The sequence below is a fragment of the Corallococcus sp. AS-1-12 genome (genome assembly GCF_020036995.1).
Classification (GTDB): domain Bacteria; phylum Myxococcota; class Myxococcia; order Myxococcales; family Myxococcaceae; genus Corallococcus.
Map to the genome: position 1 here is coordinate 64,415 of NZ_JAIQDD010000032.1, position 23,174 is coordinate 87,588.

The following is a 23,174-nucleotide window of genomic DNA, read 5'->3' on the forward strand; positions in this document are numbered from 1 at the left end:
ACTTAAGTCGTCTCGCCGCCCGGCGGAACCCATGTTCGCTACCCCACGCGCGGCGGTGAACACGGACGGGCCGGGGCTCCGGGGCTCCACCTCCCGGAGGAAGCCTGGCCTCCTGTTCCCCGCGCACGGGCCAGAGGCATGGGTCCCATGCCGGGCCCAAGGCGAGCGAAACCGCTCGCGGGACGGGAGGCCGCCGACTCCCGGACCAGCCCTACGCCTTCCCCCCGCGCGGAGATCCACACATACGAGCCGGTCCCCCCACCGCTGGCGTCAGACGAGCGAGAGCCCGCCATCCACCGTCAGGACGCTCCCCGTGACGAACGACGCCTCCCCGCTCGCGAGGAAGACGGCCGCGTTGGCGATCTCCTCCGGGTCCGCGACGCGCTGGAGCGCATGCAGCCTGGCGGCGGCGGCGCGCTGCTCCCCGGAGGCGTTCCAGTTCCGGAACATGGGCGTGTCCGCGCCGCCGGAGACGAGCACGTTCGCGCGGATGCCCTGTGGGGCGTACTCGGCCGCGACGGTGCGCGTGAGCCCGATGAGGCCCGTCTTCGCGGCGGCGTAGCCGGATGTCCCGGGCATCGCCTTCGTGGACCCCACGAAGGTCCCGATGTTGATGACGCTCCCCCCGCCCGACTTCAACATCGCGCCCACCTCGTGCTTCGTCGACAGGAACGCGCTCACCAGGTACCCGTCGATCCAGTCCCGGAACGAGGCCGTGTCCAACGTGTGCGTGGCCCCCCCGCCGAACGTGCCCCCCGCCGCGTTGACGCCCACGTCGAGCCTCCCGAACGTCTCCAGCGTGAAGTGGACCAGGGCCTCGACGTCGCCCTCCCTCGTCACGTCCGCGGCGCGGGCCACCACCCGCCCTCCCGCCTCCGCCGCCATGCGCGCCGTGTCCTCGAGCGGCCCGGTCCGTCTGCCAGCCGCCACCACCCGCGCCCCCTCCCGGGCCAGCGCGAGCGCCGTCGCACGGCCAATCCCTGAACCCGCCCCCGTCACCAGGGCGACCTTCCCTTCCAATCGATGCGTCATCCGACAGCGCTCCGGACACGGGCCCGCTCGTGAGGTCGCGCGCGCGGGGCCCTCTCACGCGGCGCACGGTCCTCGTAGCGCCACGAGCCCGGGGCCCGCGCTCCGGTTCTTGCCGTCGAAATCACGAACCCCGCGCGAAGCCGCGAGCCCTCACCTCCCGCCGCCGCGCACGCAGCCCGGAGGGAGCGGACCTCAGGCCTGCCGGGGTGAAGCCGCGGGCGTCGGCAGCACCGTGCCACCGTACTGGCTGGCCGCCAGCGTGCCGCACGCCGCGCCAATCTCCTTGCCGCCCGAGTAGCGCCGCGCGATGGGCGCCTTCAGAATCTGCAGGTGGTCCCGGAACGCGCTCAGCTCCTCCGCCGTGGGCGGCAGGTACTTGCCCGTCGGATCCGTCACGTCGATGAGGTCCACCTTGATGGGGATGCCCTCGAACGCCACCTTCAGCGCCTCCGCGTCCTCGCGCTCCAGGTTGAAGCCCTGGATGGCCACGTAGGCGATCATCGCCCGCTCGCGCCGCGCCTCGCTGTACTCGCGGATGGCTTGAATGAGCTCCGGCAGCGGGTGCGTCTTCTCGATGGGGAGCACCTTCGCGCGCTTCTCCGGGATGGCGCTCGTCACGCTGAACGCCAGACGGAACGGGTGCCCTTCGCGGGTGTAGCGCCGGATGGCCGGGACGTGCCCCGCGGTGGAGAACGTGATGGCCGTGCCGGAGATGGAGAACCCGGCCGGGTGCGACAAAATCTGCGCCGCGCGGATGGTCTCCTTGTAGTTGAGCAGCGGCTCGCCCATCCCCATGAACACCACGCCGCCCACGCGCCGGTCCGCCTCCGCGCGCACCTGCATCACCTGGTCCAGAATCTCCCAGGTCTGGAGGTTGCGCTGGAAGCCGAGCTTGCCCGTCATGCAGAAGTCGCACGCCAGCGCGCAGCCCACCTGGCTGGACACGCAGACGACGTACTTCTCCTCGAAGATGGGGATGCGCACCGCCTCGATGCGGCCGCCCAGCGGCGACTCGAAGAGGTACTTCACGAAGCCGTCTTCCGCCTGCCGCCGCTCGACGACCTTCAGGGACGGCATCTCCGCCTGGGCGCGGAGCAGGTCCGCGACACGGCGCGGCACCTGGGGCGCCAGCGCGACGGCCTCCACCGTGGGACGGGCGTGGGCGAAGACGCCCGCGAACACCTTGCGCACCGCGGTCGCGGACGGCTGGGCCGGCGCGAGCGCCGCTTCCAGCTCCGGCAGCGACAGTTGTTTCAGGTTCACGAGCAGGACTTGATCTTCGAGCGCAGGAACTCGGTCAGCTTCGCCGACACCTCCCGGGGCATCTTCAGCGCCATGGCGCGCTTGCAGAGGCCGGGCGTCGCCCGATAGGTGCTGAGGAATTCCTCGCAGGGCTTGCAGCCCGACAGGTGCTCCTGCAGGTGCCGCGCCTCCTCCTCGGGCATTTCGCCTTCGAGGAATTCCAGCAGGAGGTTGATGGAATCTTTGCAGGTATACATCCGAACCTCGGCTGGCTGCGGCTCCCCTCGTTCCAGTTCGAAGATGCCGAGGCGCCCTGGGGGTTTCACACCCCGCGATTGTCCCGGTTGTAGAACAGGTCGATGGCCTCTCGCAGCGCGAGCCGTGCCCGGTGCAGGCGGCTCTTGATGGCGGGGATGGAATCCCCCGTCACTTCTGCGATCTGTTCGTAGCTGAGGCCGTCCACGTCTTTCAAGAGGAAGACTTCCCGGTAGCCCTCCGGCAGCCGGTCGGCCGCCTGCTGGATGGCCTGCCCCAGCTCCGCGTCCAGCGCCTTCTCCTCGGCGTCCCGGCTCCAGTCCGTGACGGGGTAGTCCGCCAGGGTGCCACGCTCCGTGAATTCAGGGGCCTGGAGCTCCGCCTCGGCCGCCTGGGCCACCCGGCGGTGACGCAGGCGCATCAGGGCGTGGTTGGCCGCGATGCGGTGCACCCAGGAGCCGAAGGCCGCCTCGCCCCGGAAGTCCTTCAGGTGTTGGTAGGCGGACAGGAAGGTGTCCTGGGTGATTTCCGCCGCGTCCGCCTCCGAGCGCGTCATCCGCAGCGCCAGGCCGTAGACCCGGTCCTGGTGCAGGCCCACCAGGGCCTCGAAGGCGGACACGTCACCGTCCTGGGCCCGCGTCAGGAGCCGCCGGTCTTCTTCCTGCCGGTCTTCTTCCTGGGGAGCCTCTTGGGACATGGCGTCTTCCACCCAACCAGCCAGAACGTTCCGCGTCAAGGACGACGGCGAGGCCGCCGGGAGACGAAGCGGCTGACGTGTCCACTGTCCCGGTCCCACAGCCGCAAGGGTTCAGCGGCCCACGCCCCGGCGTACTCCACGCCGATGCGGGGGCCCCGCTCCACGCGCGCGTCCGGCACCGGCGTCCCCGGCAAAAGGTGCAGCCCCTCCGAGTCCAGCGTGAGCCCGTTGTGGTTCAGGTTCACCCCCATCACCCGGCACAGCCTCCCCGGCCCGTCCGTCCGCTCGCCGGGCGGGATGCCCTCCACGGGCTCCATGCCCCGCACGAGCACCGCCGCCGCCACCCCGGGCGCGTCCGTCACCACGTTGAAGCAGTGGTGCATTCCATAGATGAGGTAGACGTACGAGCGCCCCGCCGGCCCGAACATCACCTCCGTGCGCGGCGTGCGGCCCTTGGACGAGTGGCACGCCAGGTCATGCTCGCCCAGGTAGGCCTCGACCTCCACGATGCGGCCCACGCGCCGGCCCCGGACGCCGTCCACCACCAGCAGGGTGCCCAGCAGGTCGCGCGCCACCTCCAGGGTGGGCCGGGCGTAGAAGGACAGGGGAAGAGGGGTCATGGGTGGGGGACTTGTCCGAAAGCGGAAGATGATGGCAGACGGCCTCATGCACAACCCTCCGAGGGAACGTCTGTCTTTCCGCCATGCCCTGCTCGCCGGGGTGCTGTCGCTCGCGGTCCTGGGAGGAACCGGATGCGGGCGGGAGTCCAGCGTCACCGGCCTCATGCGGGTGCGGCATGGCGACGTCTGGGAGGACTACCCCACGCATGCCTACACCTGGATCCGCCCCAATGAGAACTGGCCCAAGGATTTCGACATCGAGCCGGTCTTCACCTTCTGCAATTCCGACAGCCCTCCGGGGGAGTTCCGGGAAGGCTCCAGGGGACTCTGCGTCAACGTGGACTTCGAATCCTTCGCGAAGGGAAGCGGGCCCGCGGACCATGCCATCGACGGAACGGTCCAGGTTCCGGCCGAGGGCTGGATGACGATCAACAACCATGTCGACTTCCAGGCCGGTCCCGGACATTCGCCTGGGCTGAAGGAGGCCTGGACCCGTTCGTTCTGCCCGGAGGCGGAGGGTGAGGAGGACGCGACCCAGCGGGTGTCCGGCCGGTTCATGCTGGAGGAGAATTCGGAGGACCGGCTCCGGGGCCACCTGAAACTGACGGTCGAGGGGCAGACGGGTGGCACCTGTCCGGGAGACGCCGCAGAGGTTGACCTGGACTTCGACATCGAGGACTGAAGACGCCCGCCCCCCTGGAGCCGCCGGGGACCAGCTCCCTCCAACTTTCACCAGCCAACCTCGGCGCGCCGGACAGGCAGGCACGAGTGAACACCCGGGTGACGGCAGTTCACACCGGCCCCGGGCTGGGGCAGATTGCGACGCACCATGTCCACTCCTGGCCGGCTCTCCGGTCTCCTGCTGCCTCTCTTCTCCCTGCGCTCGCGAACGGACTTCGGCATCGGTGACTTCGGTGCCCTGGACGGACTCTTCTCCTGGATGAAGGCCGCGCGTCAGCGGATGCTGATGGTGCTGCCGCTCCTGCCCACCGCGCCCGGCGACCCCAGCCCGTACGCCACGCGCTCCGCGTTCGGCCTGAACCCGCTCTTCATCGACCTGAACCAGGTGCCGGAGTTCCAGGCCACCGGCGGCGAGGGCGCGCTCGGCGACGCGCAGAAGCAGCAGTTGGCGGAGGCCCGCGCCGCGGCGCGCGTGCGCTACGACCTGGTGTTCCCGCTGAAGGACGCCGCGTTCGCGCGCGCGTTCGACCACTTCGAGCAGCACGAGTGGACCCCGCGCACGGCGCGCGCCCAGGAGTTCCAGAAGTGGCGCGAGGCGCAGGGCGAGTGGCTGGAGAGCTACGCGCTCTTCACCGCCATCAGCGAGAAGGAGGACCGCCGCCCCTGGTGGCAGTGGCCGGAGGGGCTGCGCACGCGCCAGCCGGACGCGCTGCGCGCCATCCAGGAGCAGGGCCTGGAGCGCCGCGTGCGCTACCACGCCTGGCTCCAGTGGCTGGCCGAGGCGCAGTGGAACCAGGTCCGCGCGCAGGCGAAGGCGAAGGACGTGCTGCTGTGCGGGGACGAGCCCTTCATCATCGGGCAGGACAGCTCCGACTGCTGGGCCCACCCGGACATCCTGCGCCGCGACGCGCGCCTGGGCGTGCCGCCGGACGACTTCTCCGCCACGGGCCAGGACTGGGGCCTGCCCTACTTCGACTTCGCCGCGATGGAGAAGGACGACTACGCGTGGCTGAAGAAGCGCGCGGCCAAGGCGGCCAGCTACTACGACCTGCGCCGCGTGGACCACGCGGTGGGCTACTTCCGCCAGTGGATCCGCGACGAGAAGAACCCCACCGGCTACTTCGTCCCCGGGGACGAGCCCACCTGGCGCCGCCAGGGTGAGAAGCACTTCCGGCTCCTGTCGGAGGGCGCGGGCATCGTCGCCGAGGACCTGGGCGTGATTCCCCCGTTCGTGCGTCAAATCCTGGCGGACCTGAAGCTGCCCGGCTACCGCGTGCTGCGCTGGGAGCGCGACGACAACACCTACCGCGACCCGCACCAGTTCCCCGCCGTGTCGCTGGTCACCACCGGCACGCACGACACGGAGCCGCAGGCGGAGTGGTGGGAGCAGGCGCGCGACGACGAGCGCCAGAACGCCGCGCGCGCGTGGCCGGAGTTCCAGGGCGTGGCGGTGACGCGCGAGTTCACCCCGGACATCCACCGCGCCACGCTGGCCGCCGCGCTCAACGCGGGCTCGGACCTGTGCGTGCTGCCGTGGCAGGACGTGCTGGGCACGCGCGACCGCATCAACCTGCCCGGCACCATGGGCGACGCCAACTGGGCCTACCGCATCGCGCAGGACACGGACGCGCTGCTCACGGAGCCCCAGACGAAGGACGCCGCGGAGCGCCTGGCGTGGCTCACCGCCTCGTCGCGCCGCTAGCCTGAAGGCCTCTTCCGCCCCGGGGCCGCGGCCCCGGGCGCGGGACGCCCTACTGCTGGCCGTTGTCCTCGATGCACTTCACCTGGCCGGGGAAGCCGTCGAACACGGCGCAGCGGCGCCCCGCCTTCGCGCACTCCAGCCGGTCGCAGATGTTCTCCACGACGCACAGGGGCGGCGAGCGGCCGAACTCCAGGAACAGCTCCGCGCAGAAGCGGAACGGATCCGCGCACCCGAGCGAGCCGCAGTACGGCGTGTCGGAGAGGTTCTCTCCCTCCTTGAGTTGGACCACTTCGTCTTCGCTCACGCCGCAGCCGGTGGCGAGCACCAGCGTGGCCGACAGCAGGAGTGCGATTCGCCGGACCATAGGGACCCGAATCTGACGCACCCCGGGCCGGGTTGCACGCGCCACGGAGGAGCCCGGCGGATTGGCGGACACTGACCCCGTCCCCGAGGTCGTGGAATGCGACATTCGCCGCACAAAGAAACATTGCGAAACGCGTCAGGGGCTGGCCTTCCGGTAAGAAACGTGACGTGGCCGACGTCCGACTCCTCCGACTCCGCTCCGCCGTGCCCCTCGCGCTGGCCGTGCTGCTGACGGCGTGCGCCACCACGTCCAACGCGCCCACCGGCCCGAAGGTGAAGTCCCTGGACATCGAGGGGGCGAAGCAGGTGGACGACGGGGACATCAAGGACCGCATCCTCACGTCCTCCACGCCCTGGTACGCGTTCTGGCCCTTCGGCAAGGCGCACTACTTCGACACCAACGCGTGGCAGGCGGACCTGCGCCGCATCGAGCGCTTCTACCAGGCGGAGGGCTTCTACCAGGCGCAGGTGGAGTCCAACGAGGTCATCCCGGACGGCGACAAGGCCGTGCGCCTCAAGGTCGTCGTCAACGAGGGCGCGCCCACCCTCATCGACCGCGTCGAAACGCACGGCCTGGAGGCGCTGGGCCAGGGGCCGGATCAACCCTCGCAGCGCGAGCGGGAGCGCATCCTGGAGGAGCTGCCGGTGAAGACCGGCGACGTGTTCCGCGAGGAGACCTGGTCCGCGACGAAGGACCTGGTGCTCCAGCGGCTCAAGGACCTGGGGTACGCGGAGGCGGAGGTGGGCGGCGAGGTGCGCGTGGACGTGGCCACGCAGAAGGCCGTGGTGGACCTGCAGATCGCCCCGGGCCTGCGCTACCGCTTCGGCAACATCTTCATCGCCACGGACGCGAACCCGCAGGTGCCGCCCCGCCGCATCATCGAGCAGGCGCAGGGCGCGGTCATCAAGGGCGCCTACTTCAGCGAGGCGGCGCTGGCGGAGGCGCAGGCGCGCGTCTTCCGCATGGGCGTGTTCGGCGCGGTGAAGGTGAACCGCGGCGCGCCGGACCGGCAGAACGCCACGGTGCCGGTGGTGGTGGACGTGCGCGAGTCGCCCTTCCACTCGCTGCGGCTGGGCGGAGGTATCGGCGTGGACGCCGCGCGGCAGGAGGCGCGCATCCTGGGCGAGTGGACCAACCGCAACTTCCGCGGCGGCCTGCGAAGGCTCACGCTGCGCGGACGCCTGGGCTACGCGTTCATCCCCAACGTGCTGGCGAGCCTGCGCAACGACGCGGGCTCCAGTGAGTCCCCGGTCTTCACCCTCACCACGGAGTTCGAGCAGCCGCGCTTCCTCTTTCGCGACCTGGCCCTGCAGGCGTCCGTCACCGCGGAGAAGGGCCTCCAGCAGGCCTATTCGTTCTACGGCGGCTACCTCAAGACGGGCGTCATCTGGACGCCCCACCCGTCCTTCTCCGTCTTCCCCTCGTACAACCTGCAGCTCTACCGGCTGACGGGGCAGGTGAGCCTGGACGAGAGCGTCCCGCCCATCATCCTGGGCTGTGAGAACACGAACTCCGCGGGCCGGTGCGACCAGGCGCTGAGCTTCCTGGAGGTGGCGTTCGCCTGGGACCGCCGGGACGACCGCACCGAGCCGCGCGACGGCTACTACGTGGGCTTCTCCATCCAGAAGGGCGGCGGCCCCTTCTTCGGGCAGTACACCTACGTCCGCCTGCTGCCGGACCTGCGCTACTACCACTCGATTGGAGACAAGAAGGACCTGACGCTCGCGGTGAAGGTGCGCGCGGGCACGCTGGACCCGGCGGGCGGCGGCCAGAGCTCCATCGTCACGCGCTTCTTCTCCGGCGGCGCCACCGCGATGCGCGGCTTCAACGGCCAGCGGCTGTCCCCCATGACGCCGCTCGCGCCCACGTACAAGAAGGACGACGACGGCAACCTCCTGCTGGACGCGAACGGCAACCCCATCCTGGATTCCTGGGACACCGTGCCCGTGGGCGGCAACAGCCTCTTCGAGACCTCCGTGGAGCTGCGCTACCTGCTCACGGACAACCTGATGCTGGCCGTCTTCTATGACTCCGGCCTCGTGGGCACGGAGGCGCTGTTCGGCAAGAACGCCCCCAAGCTGTTCGGTCCCGAGCACTACCACGCGGTGGGCGCCGGCCTGCGCTACCTCACGGTGGTGGGCCCCATCCGGCTGGACCTGGCCCGGCGCTTGAACATCGGGCGGGGATTGCCCGTCAGCGATCCCGGGTACATCTATCCGTCCTCGGGTGGATGCCTGGGCTTCGGGCGCAAGTTCGACAAGGCCACGATGTCCGCTGACGCGGCGTACGCGGGTGCCCCGGAAGGGCTCTGCGCGGTCCATATCTCCATCGGAGAGGCGTTTTGAGCGACCCCACGACCCCCGCCTCCACCGCCCCGCCCCACCGGCGCAAGCGCTGGGGACGGCGGCTGTTGTGGGGCCTGCTGGGTTTCCTGGGGCTCATCGTCCTGCTGGTGGCGGGCGTGCTCGTGTACGCCACCAGTCCCGGCGGGTCCGCCCGCATCGCCCGCTTCGGCGTGGAGCTGGCGAACAAGCAGCTCGCCGGCCGGCTGGAGGTGGGCGGGTTCGACCTGGACTTCAACGGCGCGGTCCTCACCGGCATCAAGCTGTACACGCCGGAAGGCGACCTGGCGGCGGAGATCGCCCGCGTGGAGGCGCGGCTCCACCTGTCGCCGCTGCTGGGCCAGCGGGTGGACCTGACGAAGGTCCGCATCGAGACACCCCGCCTGTACCTGGTGCAGGACGAGCGCGGCCTCAACCTGATGCGCGCGCTGGAGCCCCGGGAGCCCAAGCCCGAGGAGCCGCCGGCCCAGGGCCAGAGCGCCCTGAGCATCCACCTCAAGGACTTCGAGCTCAGCCACGGCTACGTGGACTTCCAGCAGGAGCTGCCGGACGGCGGCGAGCGCCAGGTGCGCCTGGAGGAGCTGGGCGCGAAGGGCGAGGGCCACTACGCGCTGGCGGACATGGACTTCGCCGCGGACCTGCAGGCCACGGGCGGCCTCACCCGCCCGCTCCAGGGGCCCGTGCGCCTGGTGCTCAAGGGCCAGGGCAAGGACGTGGTGCGCCAGGTGGACGCGCGGTTGGGGCTCGCGGGCATCGAGGCGGACCTGGGCGCGAAGCAGACCGGCGAGACGGCCGCGGCCGTGGAGCTGCGCCGCCTGACCGTGCCGCCCGAGCCGGTGAAGGCCTTCGTGCCCGCGTACCCGCTGGTGGTGCCCGTTGAAGCGAAGGGCACCGCGTCCCTGGACGGCGACCTCGCGAAGGCGAAGCTGGGCGCCTCCGCGGGCAAGGCCACGCTGGACCTCGACGGCGACGTGGACCTCAAGACGTTGCGCACCCGGGAGACCACCGTGAAGGCGCGCGGGGTCAACCTGGCGGAGCTGATGGAGGACGGCATCCCCACCAACATCGCCGCGGACCTCGTGGCGCACGGCGGTGGCGACAGCGTGGAGACGCTGGACGGCGACGTGGCCCTCACCGTGACGCCGTCCGAGTTCCGGGGCCAGTCGGTGGGCCCCATCGAGGTGAAGGCCAGCGCGAAGGACGGCCGCTACAACGTGGCCAACCTGCGCGTGATGATGCCGGGCGCGGCGTTGGTCGCGTCCGGCGAAGGCACCGCGAAGGCGCTGGAGGCGCGCGGCAGCCTGTCCGCGGGCAACCTGAAGCTCCTGTCGCAGGCGCTGGACAAGCTGCTGCCCGGCGGCACCGTGCCGCCCATGTCCGGCAGCGGTTCGCTGGAGCTCCAGGTGAAGGGGCCGCCGCGCTCGCCGGGGGTGAAGGCGGACGGCAACTTCGTGGCGCTCAATTACGGCGACATCGCCATCCAGGACCTGTCGCTGAAGGCGAGCGTGCCGGACGTCACCCGTCCGCTCACCACCGACGCCACCGTGCTGGTGAGCGAGCTGAGGACCGCGGGCAGGACGTTCCGCGACCTGTCCCTGGCGCTCACCACCGACCCGAACCGCGAGCTGAAGGCCAGCGTGCGCGTGGACGGCGACGCGCAGCTCGCGCTGGGCGTGGAGGGCACGGTGGACGCGGACAACGAGGGGCTGGCCCTGCGCGCCTTCTCGCTGTCCTGGCCGGAGGCCACCTGGACGCTCCAGCAGCCCACGCACCTGGCCTTCGGCGGCGGGCGCATCGCGCTGGAGCCGCCGCTGGCGCTCGCGTCAGGGCCGCAGACGTTGAAGCTGGCGGCGGTGAAGGACGGCGAGCGCGTGGACGCGCGCATCGACCTGGGCGCCTTCGATTTGTCGAAGCTGCCGCGCATCGCGGTGCCGGAGGACCTGGGCCTGGGCGGCACGCTGTCCGGCCACGTCGCGGCGAAGGGCCGGATGGCGCGGCCGGACGCGGACGTGGACCTCACGCTGACGGACGGCAAGGCGCGCGGCTACGCGGGCCTGGGGCTCCAGGTGAAGGCGCGCTACGTGAAGGACCGCGCCACCGGCACGCTGGGCGCGGAGCTGAGCGCGGCGCGCGTGTCCTCGCAGTTCGACGTGCCCGTGCAGGGCGTGCTGCGCCGGCGCAACGAGCCCCTGTCCCTGACGGTAGAGCTGGAGAGGCTGGACGTCGCGGAGGTGCTGAAGCTGGCGAACCAGCCGCCCGGCCCCTCCGGACACGTCACCGGCACGCTGGTGGTGAACGGCTCCGCGAAGGACCCGCGCCTGGACCTGAAGGTGGTGGGCGCGGACCTGCGCTACCCCGGCCGGCCGGAGGCCCTCTTCGCGCAGGCGCTGGGCTTCGAGCTGCACGCGAGCTCCGACGCGAACGACGCCACGCTGGGCGCGCGGCTGGACGTGAAGGGCGTGGCGCCGCAGTCCTACGTCCTGGTGAAGACGCCCTTCACGCTGGGCGGCGTCATCGCGAAGCCGCCCACGCCCGCGCAGGCATTGGAGGCGCCGCTGCACCTGGAGGCGCTGGTGGCGGAGCTGCCCCTGAAGCTGCTCCAGGGCGCGGAGGGCGTGGACAAGCCGGACGGCACGGTGACGCTGAAGGCGGACGTGAACGGCTCCGCGCTCGCGCCGCAGGGCCGCGTGGAGCTGCTGGCGAAGGGCGTCACCGCCAACGGCCTGCCGCCCCTCGACGGCACCGCGCTGGCGCTGGCGGGCAACGAGGACGTGAAGCTGTCCCTGGACGTGCGGCGCCCCCACGGGCCGCTGGCCACGCTGGAGGCGCGGGTGCTGGCTCCGCTGGCCGCGCTCCAGGACCGCGAGGTGGCCAGCCGCGTGCCCTTCCGGATGAAGGGCCGCGTGGGGCCGGTGCCCTTGAACGAGATTCCCGGCATGGCGGCGCGGCCCGCGCAGGGCAACCGCGGGCCGCAGGGCGTGCTGGCCATGGAGCTGGTGGCGCGCGGCACGCCGGAGGCCCCGGAGCTGGAGCTGAACGCGGGCATGCAGCACCTGGGCGTCGCGCAGACGGCGCTGGGCCAGGCGCGGCTGCACTACTCCTACTCCCAGGCGAAGTCCCTCTTCGACGCGATGCTCACCGCGCCCGGCGGCGGGTCGCTGCTGCTGGGCGGCACCCTGGAGCTGGACCTGTCGCTGCCCGCGTTCCAGTCCGCGCAGGGGCCCGCGAAGAAGGTGGAGCGGGCGCCGGTGGAGCTGTCGCTGCGCGCGCGCCGCTTCGACCCGACGTTCCTCTCCGGCATCTCCCCGTACGTGCGCTCGCTGGGCGGGCTCATGCAGGCGGACGCGAACCTGGGCGGCACCGTGGGCGCGCCCACCTTCAAGGGCAACCTGGAGTGGAAGGACGGCCGGCTGGGGCTGATGGGCTTCGGCGAATACAACGACATCCAGCTCGCGCTGAGCGCGTCGCAGGAGCGCATCGAGCTCAAGAAGCTCACCGCGAAGTCCGGCAACGGCTCGCTGGAGCTGACGGCCACCGCGAACCGCCAGGGCAGGAGCGGCGAGTTCGTGCTGGAGGGCAAGGGCCACACCAAGAACCTGCCCATCGTGGTGGAGGACCAGCTCATGGCCCTGTTGACGCTGAACCTGTCCATGAAGGGCAGCCTCAGCGAGCGGCTGGTGAACATCAGCGACCTGTCCATCCCGGAGGCGCACGTCGAGCTGCCGGAGGCCAAGCGCAAGGACCTGCAGCCCCTGGAGCGCCCCGTGGACGTGGTGATGGTCCGCAACGGCGTGCCGGTGGACAAGCGCAAGAAGAAGGAGAAGGCGCCCACGCAGGTGGCCACGTCGCAGAAGGCGCGGAACCCGCGCAACGCGCCGGACTCGCCCGGCATGCCCGGCAACCCGGAGCCCACCGTGGGCAGCGGCGGCGCGGGCGTCCCCACGTCGCAGGCGGAGGCGGAGGCGCTGGCGGAGGAGGGCGAGGACGAGGAGGCGCCGCAGCGCCAGTTCTGGGTGAACATCAACGCGCCCCGCAACCTGTGGGTGCGCGGCACGGACCTCAACGTCCAGTTGGGCCTGTCCGAGGGCTTCCGCGTCGAGTACGCCAACGAGGCGCGCATGTTCGGCGAGGTGAAGGTGCTGCTGGGGCGCGTGGACGTGCTGGGCCGCCGCTTCGACGTGCAGCGCGACAGCCAGGTGCGCTTCACCGGCCCCGTGCTGATGCCGTACATCAACGTCACCGCCGAGCACCGCAACGAGAACGCGGGCGTCACCGTCTTCGTCACCGTGCGCGGCCAGGGCAAGGAGGTGACGCTGAAGACGACGAGCGACCCGGCCCTGCCGGAGTCGGAAATCTACACGCTGCTCGCCACCGGCCGGCGCACGCTGGAGCGCGGCTCCGGCGCGTCCATGAACGCGGGCGCGCAGGCCGCCTCGGTGGTGGGCTCGTTCGTCGCCAACGAGGCGCGCAAGGCCATCGCCTCGAAGCTGCCCCTGGACGTGCTCTCCATTGAAGCGGGGGACAGCGGCATCGCCGGCACCAAGCTGGAGGTGGGCACGTACGTGACGGACAAAATCTACGTGGGCTACACCGGCCGCGTGGGCGCCAACCTCCAGCGGGGGGAGAACGCCAACGCCGTGCGCTTCCAGTACCTCTTCAGCCCGCGCTGGAGCCTGGAGGGCATGTACGGCGACGCGCGCTCCGGCGGCCTGGACCTCATCTGGACCAAGGAATACTGACCGCCCGGACGTGACGCGCCTTCGTCCGGGCGGCGGTGTTGCCGCTATACAGCGCGTACGTCGCGTAGCAGGTGCCCATGGGGCCCACGCCCGTGGTGTCCGCGCCCGGCGCGTCCCGCCACACGCCCTCCGCGCCGCACTGCTGCCACAGGGTGCTGCTCGCCTGCACGCAGGTGCGCACGGGCACGCCGCGGCCCAGGCGCGTGGAGACGCAGTACGGGAAGGACACGTTGCAGTTGGACGGCTTCGTGGTGGTGCCGCCAATGAAGACGCCCTGCGAGCACTGGCGCCACAGCGCGTCCGACGAGCTCTGCACGCACGAGCCCTCCGGCACCACGGCGTCCACCGTGCCGGAGTAGCAGCCCTCCGTGGCGGTGAGCGTCCACGGGTACGCCGTCTTGAAGCGGTTGTAGATGGACGCCATCAGCGACGAGCCCCCCACCGTGGTGCGGCCGCACTGGATGGCGTACGCGCCCACCCAGGGCGTGTACGTGTAGAGCGCCGCGGTGGCGTTGTTCACCGGCTTCACCGAGCACGGGTCCGACGTGGACTTCGTCACCCCCACCTTCCAGCCGGAGAGGGTGGCGCGGCCCGCCTCCAGGTCCGTGAGGTAGCCGCGCATCTTCTTCGCCGCGCACTCCACCTGCTTGCCGAAGCCCACGTATTGCGCGTCACAGCCGCTGCCGTCCGGACAGCCACAGCCCGTGGCCTTGCTCAGGTTGGTGGACGTGCCGCTCTGGATGAGGCTGGACTCGCCCTGGATGCGCGCCAGCATGTAGAGCGGGCTGATGTTGGACGCGCGCGAGCGCTCCACGATGAGCGTCGCCGCCGTCTTGCCCCAGGCCGGGTCCGTGTAGCCCGCCAGGTACGAGCCCTGCTGCTGGAGGAACGCCTGCACCTGGGCCGGCGTGATGCCCGTGCCGCCCGTGACGTCCGAGTCCTCCAGCAGGCGGTGCATGTCGTACTTCGTCGTCGCCTCCTGGAGCACCTGCCCGGTCAGCTCGTCGACCACGGGCTCGGGGGTCTCATCCAGGGGACCGCAGCCGGCCGCCAGCAACGCCGGCACCAGCAGCACACACAATCGGAGCTTCATCTCGCGCACCTCGGGGGGAAAGGGAGCCCGGCCGGAAGCCGGTGGGGCGAGCATGACTCAAGACTTTCCCGAAACGCGAGAATAACCCTCCAGCAGCACGGGGAGAGGGCGGAGTAGAGTTCTGGACATCATGAGGACCCCTGCCCTTTTTCGTCGGAAGTGTTGGCCGTTCCTCGCCGCGGGCCTGCTGGCCGTGGCGGGCTGTTCGGATTCGAGTGAGCCGGGTGACGAGCCCGGGCCGGGCACGGATGGGCCCGGGGTGACGCCGGGCGACGGCTCGGAGTGCCTGGGCGCGGCGTTCCTCTCCACGCTGGGCAAGAGCACGGTGCTGGTGGGCGCGCAGATGGAGGACGCCACCGCGAAGGCCGCGCCCTTCGACGTGCGCTACCTCTACATCGCCGCGGGCCTGTTCGACTCGAAGGACGCGTGCCAGTCGTGCGCGTCCGGGTGCACGTCTGGCGGCGTGTCGTGCTCCAACAGCGCCGGCTGCGCGTGGTGGGGCTGCTGGCAGTACGACCAGGAGCCGCCCGGCGCCTACGTGCGCGACTTCATCAAGTCCGCGCAGGCGAACGGGCAGCTCCCCTTCATCACCTACTACGAAGCCTTCCAGGCCAGCGGCTACACGGAGGGCGAGGAGCAGTTGAAGGCGCTCAACGACGCGGCGTTCCTGGGGCGCTACCTCGCGGACTGGCGCTTCCTCTTGAAGCAGGTGGGCCAGGAGAAGGCGCTGCTCCAGATTGAGCCGGACATGTGGGCCTACCTCCAGTTCTTCCCCAAGGACGGCAAGGCGACCTCCACGCCGGTCGCGGTGAAGGCGGCGAACCCCACGGACTGCGGCACCCAGGAGAACAACGCCGCGGGGCTGGGCCGGTGCATGATTTCCATGGCGCGCAAGTACGCGCCCAACGCGAAGGTGGGCCTGCACGCGAGCGCGTGGGCGACGAAGACGGACGTGTCGGGCAACACGGACCCGTCGTTCGACGTGGCGGGCGAGGCGAACAAGGTCGCGGACTTCCTCCTGTCCGTGGGCGCGGGCGACACGGACTTCGTCACGGTGGAGGCGTCCGACCGCGACGCGGGCTGGTACCAGCAGACGACGGGCAGCGCGGTCTGGTGGGATCCGGAGAACCGCAAGCTGCCGCACTTCCAGCAGGCCTTCACCTGGGCGAAGGCGGTGTCCACGCGGCTGAACAAGCCGCACCTCTGGTGGCAGTTGCCGGTGGGCAACATGTCCCTGCCCAACACCAACCAGAAGTGGCGCGACAACCGCGTGGACTACTTCCTCACGCACCCGGGCGAGGTGGCCGCTGCGGGCGGCGTGGGGATGCTCTTCGGCGCGGGCAACTACGAGCAGACCACGCCGGAGACGGACGGCGGCAACCTGATGAAGCGCGTGAAGGCGTACAAGGACGCGGGCGGCCAGGCCGCGTGCGTGAAGAACTGAGCCGCTGAAGCCGTGCCGTGCGCCCGGCCTTCGCGCCGGGCGCGCGTGGGCCTGCCGACAGCACTAGCTCAAACGAGTGACTGTCGCTCCCCGTGTCCCCTCGCCAACTTGCGGCCCGTGAAGGGTGGAGGTCTCACCCTGCGAGGGGGAAGCGATGACCAGCGCTGAGTACCTGTCCGATGTGGAGTCCCTCGACGCCATGGACGCCTGGGAGGGCGCGGACGCCCTCCAGGAGCTGGAGGACCTGGCGGACGCGTTCAGCGACCTGGAGTCCTTCGAGGCGGAGGGCTTCGAGGAGGACCCCTTCGAGCCCCTGGGCTTCGAGCCCACGGGCTTCGAGGACGAAGGCTTCGAGGAGCTGTTCGCCGAGGCCGAGGCGGAGGACGCCTTCCTGGACGAGGACGGCTTCGAGGGGTTCGAGGCGAGTCCGACCAGCGGCCTGTACATGCCGGCCACCGCCCAACGCCTCGTGTCCGGCCCCGCGGCGGTGATGCTCGCGCGGACGCTCAACCCCTTCGTGCTGGACTCCATGGACGCGGATGACGCCGAGGCGTTCCTCGGCGGCATCACCCGGCGCATCCGCAGCGCCGCGCGTGGCATCGCCCGGGGCGTGCGGCGGGCGGGCCGGCTGGGGGCCGTGGCGCTGCGCCGCGCGGCGCCGCTGCTCGCCCGCGCGCTGCCGGTGGTCCAGCGCGTGGCGGGGCTCGCGGGGCCGTGGGGACGGGTCGTGGCGGCGGGCATTGGCGCCGCGCAGGGGCTGATGCGGGGACAGGGATTGCGCGGTGCGCTCGCGGGGGCGGTGGGTGGCCTGATTCCAGGCGTGGGCGGGCGCATCGCGTCCTCTGTCTTGCGCGGAGACGGCGCGGACGACGACGCGTCGCTGGACGCGCTCGCGGACATGGCGGACGCGCGGCAGGTGCCGCCCGCCGTGGCCCTGCCGCTGGGCGCGGGGCTCGCGGCGCGGGTGGTGACGCGGCAGGCGGTGCCCATGAGCACCTCGCTCGGGGGCGCCGCGCAGGGCGTGCTGCGCGCGCGCGCGCGTGGCGTGGAGAAGCTCCTGATGCGGCTGTGCCAGCAGGTGCCGGGCACCGCGGGCCGGCGGCTGCGGCTGATGCGCCTCATCGCCCGGCTGGCGGCGGGGAACCTGCGCCCGCGCGGCCCGGGGGGCGCCATCACCGCCCTGCCCCGGGTGGTGCATGGCGCGGGGCACCGGGTGCTCACGCGCGCGGTCCAGGTGCCCGCGATGGGCGTCGTCCCGGCGGGCCTGGCCGCGCGGCGGGTGCACGCCCGGCGGCGGGTGCTGCACCGCATCCCCGTCGCCACGGTCAGCGCCGCGAGCGTCCGCCGCGCCTAGGCCGTTCCACCCATGAAGTCTTCAGGACAAGGAGGAGTACCCATGCAACCGCAGCCTTTCGAGGAGGAATTTTCGAGCCAGGGCGATGAGATGTCCGACCTGCTGGCAGAGGGCGAGGAGGGCTTCGAGGACGAAGGCTTCGAGGCCGAGGGCTTCGAGGCCGAGGGCTTCGAGGCCGAGGGCATGGAGGAGGGCTTCGAGGCCGAGGGCTTCGAGGCCGAGGGCATGGAGGAGGGCTTCGAGGGCGAGGGCTTCGAGGCCGAGGGCATGGAGGAGGGCGAGGGCTTCGAGGCCGAGGGCTTCGAGGGCGAGGGCTTCGAGGCCGAGGGCTTCGAGCAGGACAACCCCAACGCCCTGGAGGACACCTTCGCCGACGCGATGGACGCCCAGGACGAGGAGGAGTTCCTCCGCCGCCTGGCGGCCGGCGCGCGCCGGCTGGCCACCGTGGCCGGGCCCACGTTCCAGCGCATCCGCCGCAGGGCCATGCCCATCGCCATGCGGCTCATCCGCCAGGCCGCGCCCCGGCTGGGCGGCATCGCGGGCCAGGAGATTGGCCGCAGCCTGGGAGGGATGCTCCGCGCGGACGCCATGGACGCCTTCGCGGACGCCGCCGGGGACTACGCCAGCGACGAGGACCTGGACGCCTTCAACCGCGTGCTGGGCGGGCTGGCGGCGCGGCACGTGGTCCGCGCCACCCTGTCTCCCGCGCGCCGCCGGCAGCAGCCCCAGCAGGCCCGCGCGCTGGGACGCGCGGTGGGGCAGATGACCACGCAGCTCGCCTCGCGCATCAGCCAGCGCTACGGCCCGCGGGCCCTGCCGGCGGTGACGCGCGTGGTGCGCCAGGTGACCCGGCTGGTGCGCCAGCAGGGCGCGAGCCCCCAGGCGGTGCCGCGGATGCTCCGCCGCATCGGCGGGCGCGTCATCAACAGCCCCGGCGTGGTGCGCCGCCTGGCCCGGCCGACCGCCGCCGTGCGGCAACTGCGCGCGCGCGCGGGCCTGCGCCGGGTGGGGGCCCGCGGCCGGCTGAACCCCATGATGGGCGGCCCCGGCCTTCGCCGGCTGCGGACCGTCACGCTGCGGGGGCCGGTGCGCATCGTCGTGCGGTGAAGCCAGGGGCGGGAAGCGGCAAGGGGGGAGGCGGGCACATGGCGGACGTGCTTCATCAGTTCCTGCGGGCCAAGATGCAGAGCATCACGTTCCGGGCGGGGCGCCTGTCACGCCTCACCCCGCAGGACGTGGGCATCCGGCCCCGGGACGTCCCCTACGCCCCTTCCGCCGCGCACTTCGCCGCGGCCAACGCGCGCCTGGGCGAAATCGACCGCGACGTGCGCCGCGCCCTGGCACGGCTGAACGGCCGGCTGCGCGGCGCGCCTCCCTCTCCCGACGAGGTGCTGGAGCGCAACGCGCTGGTGGAGCGCGAAATCGACCGCGCCCGCCGCGCCTACGGCCTCTTCTTCGACGTTTTCAGCCAGCGGGGCACGCGGTTCGCGCCGGCGCTGGCGGCGTGTGACGCCATCGCGGTGGACTGCTTCCAGGCGGTGCGCAAGGCCGCGCCGGGCCTGCTGGACGGTCCGGTGCTCAAGCCGCTCACCTACCTGGAGCACGGCTTCTCCCCGGCCACCTTCCGGCGCGGCGTGCTGCTGAGCCGGCTGCTGGGGGAGCGCAACCCCTTCCCGCTCATCCGCGTGCCCTACGAGCGCGTGGAGGCCCCGTGGGGCATGGGGGTCATCCTCCACGAAATCGGCCACAACCTGCAGGCGGACCTGGGCATCTGGCAGGAGACGCAGGTGGCGCTCCAGCGGCGGGTGCTGCACGCCACCGGCAACGCGTGGCTCACGCGCCTGTGGGGCCGCTGGCACAAGGAGATCTTCGCGGACCTCATCGCGTGCCTGCTCGGGGGGCCCGCGTCGGTGCACTCGATGAAGGACTTCCTCGCGTACCCGTCGTCCCGGGTGCTGACGTTCCATCCGCTCAGCGCGCACCCCACGCCCTACCTGCGGGTGTTCATCCAGGCGGAGATGCTCCGGCGCATGGGCTTCAAGCGCCGGGCCTGCGACGTGCGCGACAACTGGGACCGGCTGTACCGCGCGCGGCTGCCCTTCGCGCGCATCCCCCGGCTGCTGCTGTCCACGGCGCCCCAGCTCATCCCCCATGTCGTGGATGAGATTGCCTTCCAGCCCCGCCGGGGCCTGGCGCAGCGCGCGCTGGTGGACGTGGTGCCCTTCTGGCCGTCGGACCAGGAGCACATCGACCGGGGCGCGGAGTCGCTGGCGCGCGGGTACATCCCGCCGGGGCTGCCGCCGCGCCACGTGGTGAGCGCCAGCCGCGAGGCGCTCGAACGGAGGCTGGCTCCGCCCGAGCGCATCTCCCGGACGGTGCTCAATCATCTGGTGAAGCTCGGCACGCAGGACGCGCGGATGCCGGCCGTGGGCGTCACCCTGGCCGCATGACAGGACCTCAAGGGAGGGACGATGTACGAGAACGTGAAGGGGAGAAGCCCCGCCGCATCCATCGAGCTGGCCTCGAGCGCGAAGTCGAAGTTCGACGAGTTCCTGCGCCGTCAGCTCGGCGTGTCCGACGCGCGTGACCCCAAGGCGGTGGTGTACGCCCTGCGCAAGCTCTACCCGAGCACGGCCGCGCGCCTGGACGACGAGAGCAAGGGCCAGCCCATCCGCGTCTCGGCCACGCCCGAGCCGGCCATGGCCCTGATGAACGGCAACCTGGACTCGCCGGGCCAGCGCAGGTTCCGCCAGGAGCGCAAGGCGCTGGTGGACGACCTGGACATCGCGGTGAACCTGGCCTCCAACCGCGACTTCAAGGCGCCGGTGTGCGGCTGGCGCGACTCCATCCTCGCGGAGCTGGATGAAGGCGAGGCCGCGGCGAACCTGGCGGTGGACCCCGTGTCGCGCGACCGGGCCTTCTACTCCATCCGCAAGCTGGGGGACTGCGCGCGCGTGGCGCGGCTGGTGGGGATGATCAACCCCACGGTGGTCCAGGAGTTCGGCCGGCTCGCGGCGACCCTCGACGACAACGCCACGCTGCTGCGCATCCTGGCGGGCGAGGCGCTCTTCCGCGCCGGCTTCGACAAGGGCGGCACGGTGTTCCAGGTGGCGCTCCAGGACCTGCGCCAGCGCCGCGAGGCGCTCATCAACTCACTGGAGCAGCTCACCGCCACCTCGCTCCAGGAGGGCTCCGACGACTGGGGTGACGGTCAGGCCTCCTACGGCAAGCTGTTGGATCAACTGCGCGCGCGCGGGCAGTCGGACCTGCGCGCCATCGTGCGGCCGGATGCCATGTCGCGGCTGCTGGACGTGCTGCTGAACCACACGCCCCGGCAGCAGTCGGAGGACCTGCGCGGCATCGCGTCCGCGGTGCCCGTGGAGCTCATCCAGTTGCGGCGCCTGCGGGACGTGGCCGGCAGCCTGATGGACACGTCCGTCACCGCCTTCTCCAACTCCACCGGCCGCGGCGTCGCGAAGGTCCAGGGAGCCTCCGCGCCCCTGGCCGCCTTCACGGAGGCGCTCACGCTCTTCATCGACGCGTTCGACCTGCCCAACGCCGGGGCGCGGCTGCTCAACCTGGTGCTCCCCGTCCCGCTGACCTTCCGGGACCTGACGGGCAAGGAGCAGGAGCTGAACGACAAGTTCCGCGAGCGCAACGACGTCCAGGAGCTCATCGAGGACCTCCTGATGGACCCCAACACGTCGGTGGAGTTCTGGAAGGAGCTGGCCCGGCTGGACCGCAAGCTCTACCACATCGACCGGATCATCGACCTGTACCTGCTGGACTACGACGAGGCCCCGGTGCCGGGCGGCAACCGCGTGGACCTCCACCTGGAGATGCTGGAGCAGTTGGACGAGAACGTGGACGTCTTCAACGTGAGCCCGGCCTTCCTGCGGGAGCAGTGCGGCCTGGAGGAGGACTCGCTGGAGCTGGCGAAGACGCTGACCCAGGAGGCGCCCGGCCAGGCGGAGGAGATTGAAGACGACCGGAACCACAAGTACGGCTTCCCGGAGGGCGCGCACTGCAACACCGGCGAGCCGTTCACGGTGCCGCCGCCGATCCGCGTCTCGCTGGACCGCATCGAGAAGGACCTGGAGCCGCGCATCACCCCCGGAGCCGTGGAGCAGCCGCTGGAGGCCGAGCCGGGGGAGCGGGAGGCGCCCGCCACCGCCACGCGCGGCAACGGGCCCAGCCTGGACGACGTGGCCTCGCTCATCGAGAAGAGCCGCTCGCGCATCATGACGGACGTGAAGCAGCAGTTGGAGGCCCAGGGGCCGGAGCTGGCCCGTCAACTGGAGCAGGCGTTCTCGGAGCAGCTCAAGGCCGTGGAGCGCATCCTCACAGGCAAGGAGGGGCACGGCGCGGCCGGCCGGCCCACGCCGGTCAACGGGCACGCCAAGACGGGCCACACGCGCCGCCACGTCCGCCACGCGCGCAAGCCGTGAGCGCCTGCCCGCGCACGGACTGAAACCCTTTTCCTCAACGTCATTGACCCAGGTGGCATGCCATGAGCATCGGTACGGCAGAAGCCCTTCAGCGGCTGTTCTCGCAGTGGAAGCGGGAAGTCCTCGCCAACGTCACGTCGGATGAGCAGCGCACGGAGCTGCAGAAGCAGCTCACGCTCCGGGAGGAGGAGCTGCTCGCCAGCGCCTCCGACGGTTCGACGGCGTCGCTCTTCTCCGACCTGATGGGGTTGGGCAAGGAGGGGGCGCCCTCCTTTGACTCCATCAGCCGGCCGCTGCTCATCCAGGACTTCGACGAGTCCGTCATCGAGACGCAGCTCCACGCGACCGCGGAGCTCTATTACATCTACCAGCATGAGCGGATGAAGGTGTTCCAGGTGGCGGGCACGCTGCTGCGCCTCTTCCACGACGGGCGCATGCGCATCCAGCGCGGCCCCGGCGCGCGGGCCCTGTACCTGCTGGAGAAGCACCAGCCGCTCCGCTACAAGCCGCGCGACCGGCAGCTCGCGTACCGGCGCGCGTTCAACTACGGCAGCCTGGCGGCGCCGCCGGGCGCGGTGATGTTCCGAAACTTCCACCGCGAGTTCGTCGCCTTCGTGTCCGCCATCGCGCAGTACTTCCGCGACCTGCTCATCGGTGAGGTCATCCGCGGCTCGCAGCAGCTCAACGAGCGGCCCTTCGCGAGCCAGGCCACCATCCAGCGGCTGGGCACGGACATCCGCTGGCAGATCGACCGCGCCACCTACGGCAACATCCTGGCGCTCACGGTGGAGGTGGGCGAGTACCTCAAGACCATCCTCGACGCGCTGGAGACGCCGGACATCAAGAAGGCCTTCGACGCGAACACCAAGTGGGACGTGATTGAAGTGGTGTCGCAGCGCTACCTGGGCGGCACGGGGGAGATTTCACAGCGCTCGAAGATGGCGGACGCGGGGCGCCTGCTGCTCAACTTCGTGGCGGACAACCCGTTCAAGACGCGCGACTTCAGGGACTTCCAGACGGAGGTGATGCCGCTGGGCCCGGTGGCCGAGGAGTGGATCGCCGCGTACCGGATGACGCCGGACGGCCGCTCGTTCCGGGGCGTGTCCCCCACCCTGCGCCAGACGCTGGGCATCACCAGCCCCGCGCCCGCGCTGCGCTGAG

At 71.4% G+C, this 23,174-nt stretch carries 17 protein-coding genes; 10 read left to right on the forward strand and 7 right to left on the reverse strand.

All coding sequences use genetic code 11. The features are described 5' to 3' along the window. Nucleotides 1-270: 270 nt before the first annotated feature. The 5 genes from K8556_RS33410 to K8556_RS33430 form a co-directional block, all read right to left on the reverse strand. Nucleotides 271-1,032 (reverse strand): SDR family oxidoreductase, encoded by a 762-nt coding sequence (locus tag K8556_RS33410; protein WP_223744167.1) that lies wholly within the window; start codon nucleotides 1,030-1,032, stop codon nucleotides 271-273. A gap of 192 nt (nucleotides 1,033-1,224) precedes the next feature. Next, entirely contained in the window at nucleotides 1,225-2,295 is a 1,071-nt protein-coding gene (locus K8556_RS33415; RefSeq protein WP_223744168.1) for a radical SAM protein, read from the reverse strand. Beyond that, the gene (locus tag K8556_RS33420) at nucleotides 2,292-2,531 is read right to left on the reverse strand and encodes an anti-sigma factor (protein WP_014399836.1); all 240 of its coding nucleotides are present in this window, start codon (nucleotides 2,529-2,531) and stop codon (nucleotides 2,292-2,294) included. The genes K8556_RS33415 and K8556_RS33420 overlap by 4 nt, the downstream gene beginning before the upstream one ends. A 65-nt stretch (nucleotides 2,532-2,596) precedes the next feature. Further along, nucleotides 2,597-3,226: an RNA polymerase sigma factor gene (locus K8556_RS33425; protein ID WP_120592678.1), complete on the reverse strand. Its 630-nt coding sequence runs from the start codon at nucleotides 3,224-3,226 to the stop codon at nucleotides 2,597-2,599. A 35-nt stretch (nucleotides 3,227-3,261) separates the two neighbouring features. Continuing rightward, a complete protein-coding gene (locus K8556_RS33430) occupies nucleotides 3,262-3,846 on the reverse strand; it encodes a DNA-3-methyladenine glycosylase (protein WP_223744169.1) in 585 nt (194 codons plus the stop codon). A gap of 28 nt (nucleotides 3,847-3,874) precedes the next feature. On the opposite strand from K8556_RS33430, the gene K8556_RS33435 reads away from it, so the two are divergent. Beyond that, nucleotides 3,875-4,528 carry a hypothetical protein gene (locus K8556_RS33435; RefSeq protein ID WP_223744170.1) on the forward strand — a complete coding sequence of 218 codons (654 nt, stop codon included), beginning with the start codon at nucleotides 3,875-3,877 and terminating at the stop codon, nucleotides 4,526-4,528. A gap of 147 nt (nucleotides 4,529-4,675) precedes the next feature. Further along, on the forward strand, nucleotides 4,676-6,229 hold the full coding sequence (locus tag K8556_RS33440) for a 4-alpha-glucanotransferase (protein ID WP_223744171.1): 1,554 nt from the start codon (nucleotides 4,676-4,678) through the stop codon (nucleotides 6,227-6,229). Between the two features lie 49 nt (nucleotides 6,230-6,278). Here K8556_RS33440 and K8556_RS33445 read toward each other — a convergent pair whose 3' ends face one another. Beyond that, nucleotides 6,279-6,593 (reverse strand): hypothetical protein, encoded by a 315-nt coding sequence (locus K8556_RS33445; RefSeq protein WP_223744172.1) that lies wholly within the window; start codon nucleotides 6,591-6,593, stop codon nucleotides 6,279-6,281. A gap of 167 nt (nucleotides 6,594-6,760) precedes the next feature. On the opposite strand from K8556_RS33445, the gene K8556_RS33450 reads away from it, so the two are divergent. Together K8556_RS33450 and K8556_RS33455 are read left to right on the forward strand one after the other, a co-directional pair. After that, complete coding sequence (locus tag K8556_RS33450) at nucleotides 6,761-8,938, forward strand: BamA/TamA family outer membrane protein (protein ID WP_223744173.1); 2,178 nt, start codon at nucleotides 6,761-6,763, stop codon at nucleotides 8,936-8,938. Then, complete coding sequence (locus tag K8556_RS33455; RefSeq protein ID WP_223744174.1) at nucleotides 8,935-13,674, forward strand: translocation/assembly module TamB; 4,740 nt, start codon at nucleotides 8,935-8,937, stop codon at nucleotides 13,672-13,674. The genes K8556_RS33450 and K8556_RS33455 overlap by 4 nt, the downstream gene beginning before the upstream one ends. Here K8556_RS33455 and K8556_RS33460 read toward each other — a convergent pair. Further along, nucleotides 13,652-14,767, reverse strand: a complete 1,116-nt coding sequence (locus tag K8556_RS33460) for a hypothetical protein (RefSeq protein ID WP_223744175.1) — start codon at nucleotides 14,765-14,767, stop codon at nucleotides 13,652-13,654. The two genes, K8556_RS33455 and K8556_RS33460, sit on opposite strands and share 23 nt — an antisense overlap. 130 nt (nucleotides 14,768-14,897) lie before the next feature. Here K8556_RS33460 and K8556_RS33465 point away from each other — a divergent pair, with 130 nt between their 5' ends. The 6 genes from K8556_RS33465 (at nucleotide 14,898) to K8556_RS33490 (ending at nucleotide 23,173) form a co-directional block, all read left to right on the forward strand. Further along, the gene (locus K8556_RS33465; protein ID WP_223744176.1) at nucleotides 14,898-16,211 is read left to right on the forward strand and encodes a hypothetical protein; all 1,314 of its coding nucleotides are present in this window, start codon (nucleotides 14,898-14,900) and stop codon (nucleotides 16,209-16,211) included. A gap of 154 nt (nucleotides 16,212-16,365) precedes the next feature. Next, nucleotides 16,366-17,565 (forward strand): hypothetical protein, encoded by a 1,200-nt coding sequence (locus tag K8556_RS33470; protein WP_223744177.1) that lies wholly within the window; start codon nucleotides 16,366-16,368, stop codon nucleotides 17,563-17,565. Nucleotides 17,566-17,607: 42 nt separating this feature from the next. After that, the gene (locus tag K8556_RS33475; RefSeq protein WP_223744178.1) at nucleotides 17,608-18,672 is read left to right on the forward strand and encodes a hypothetical protein; all 1,065 of its coding nucleotides are present in this window, start codon (nucleotides 17,608-17,610) and stop codon (nucleotides 18,670-18,672) included. A gap of 38 nt (nucleotides 18,673-18,710) precedes the next feature. Continuing rightward, the gene (locus tag K8556_RS33480) at nucleotides 18,711-20,015 is read left to right on the forward strand and encodes a hypothetical protein (RefSeq protein ID WP_223744179.1); all 1,305 of its coding nucleotides are present in this window, start codon (nucleotides 18,711-18,713) and stop codon (nucleotides 20,013-20,015) included. Between the two features lie 21 nt (nucleotides 20,016-20,036). Beyond that, on the forward strand, nucleotides 20,037-22,013 hold the full coding sequence (locus K8556_RS33485; RefSeq protein ID WP_223744180.1) for a hypothetical protein: 1,977 nt from the start codon (nucleotides 20,037-20,039) through the stop codon (nucleotides 22,011-22,013). Between the two features lie 62 nt (nucleotides 22,014-22,075). Beyond that, entirely contained in the window at nucleotides 22,076-23,173 is a 1,098-nt protein-coding gene (locus K8556_RS33490; RefSeq protein WP_223744181.1) for a hypothetical protein, read from the forward strand. Nucleotide 23,174 lies beyond the last annotated feature (1 nt).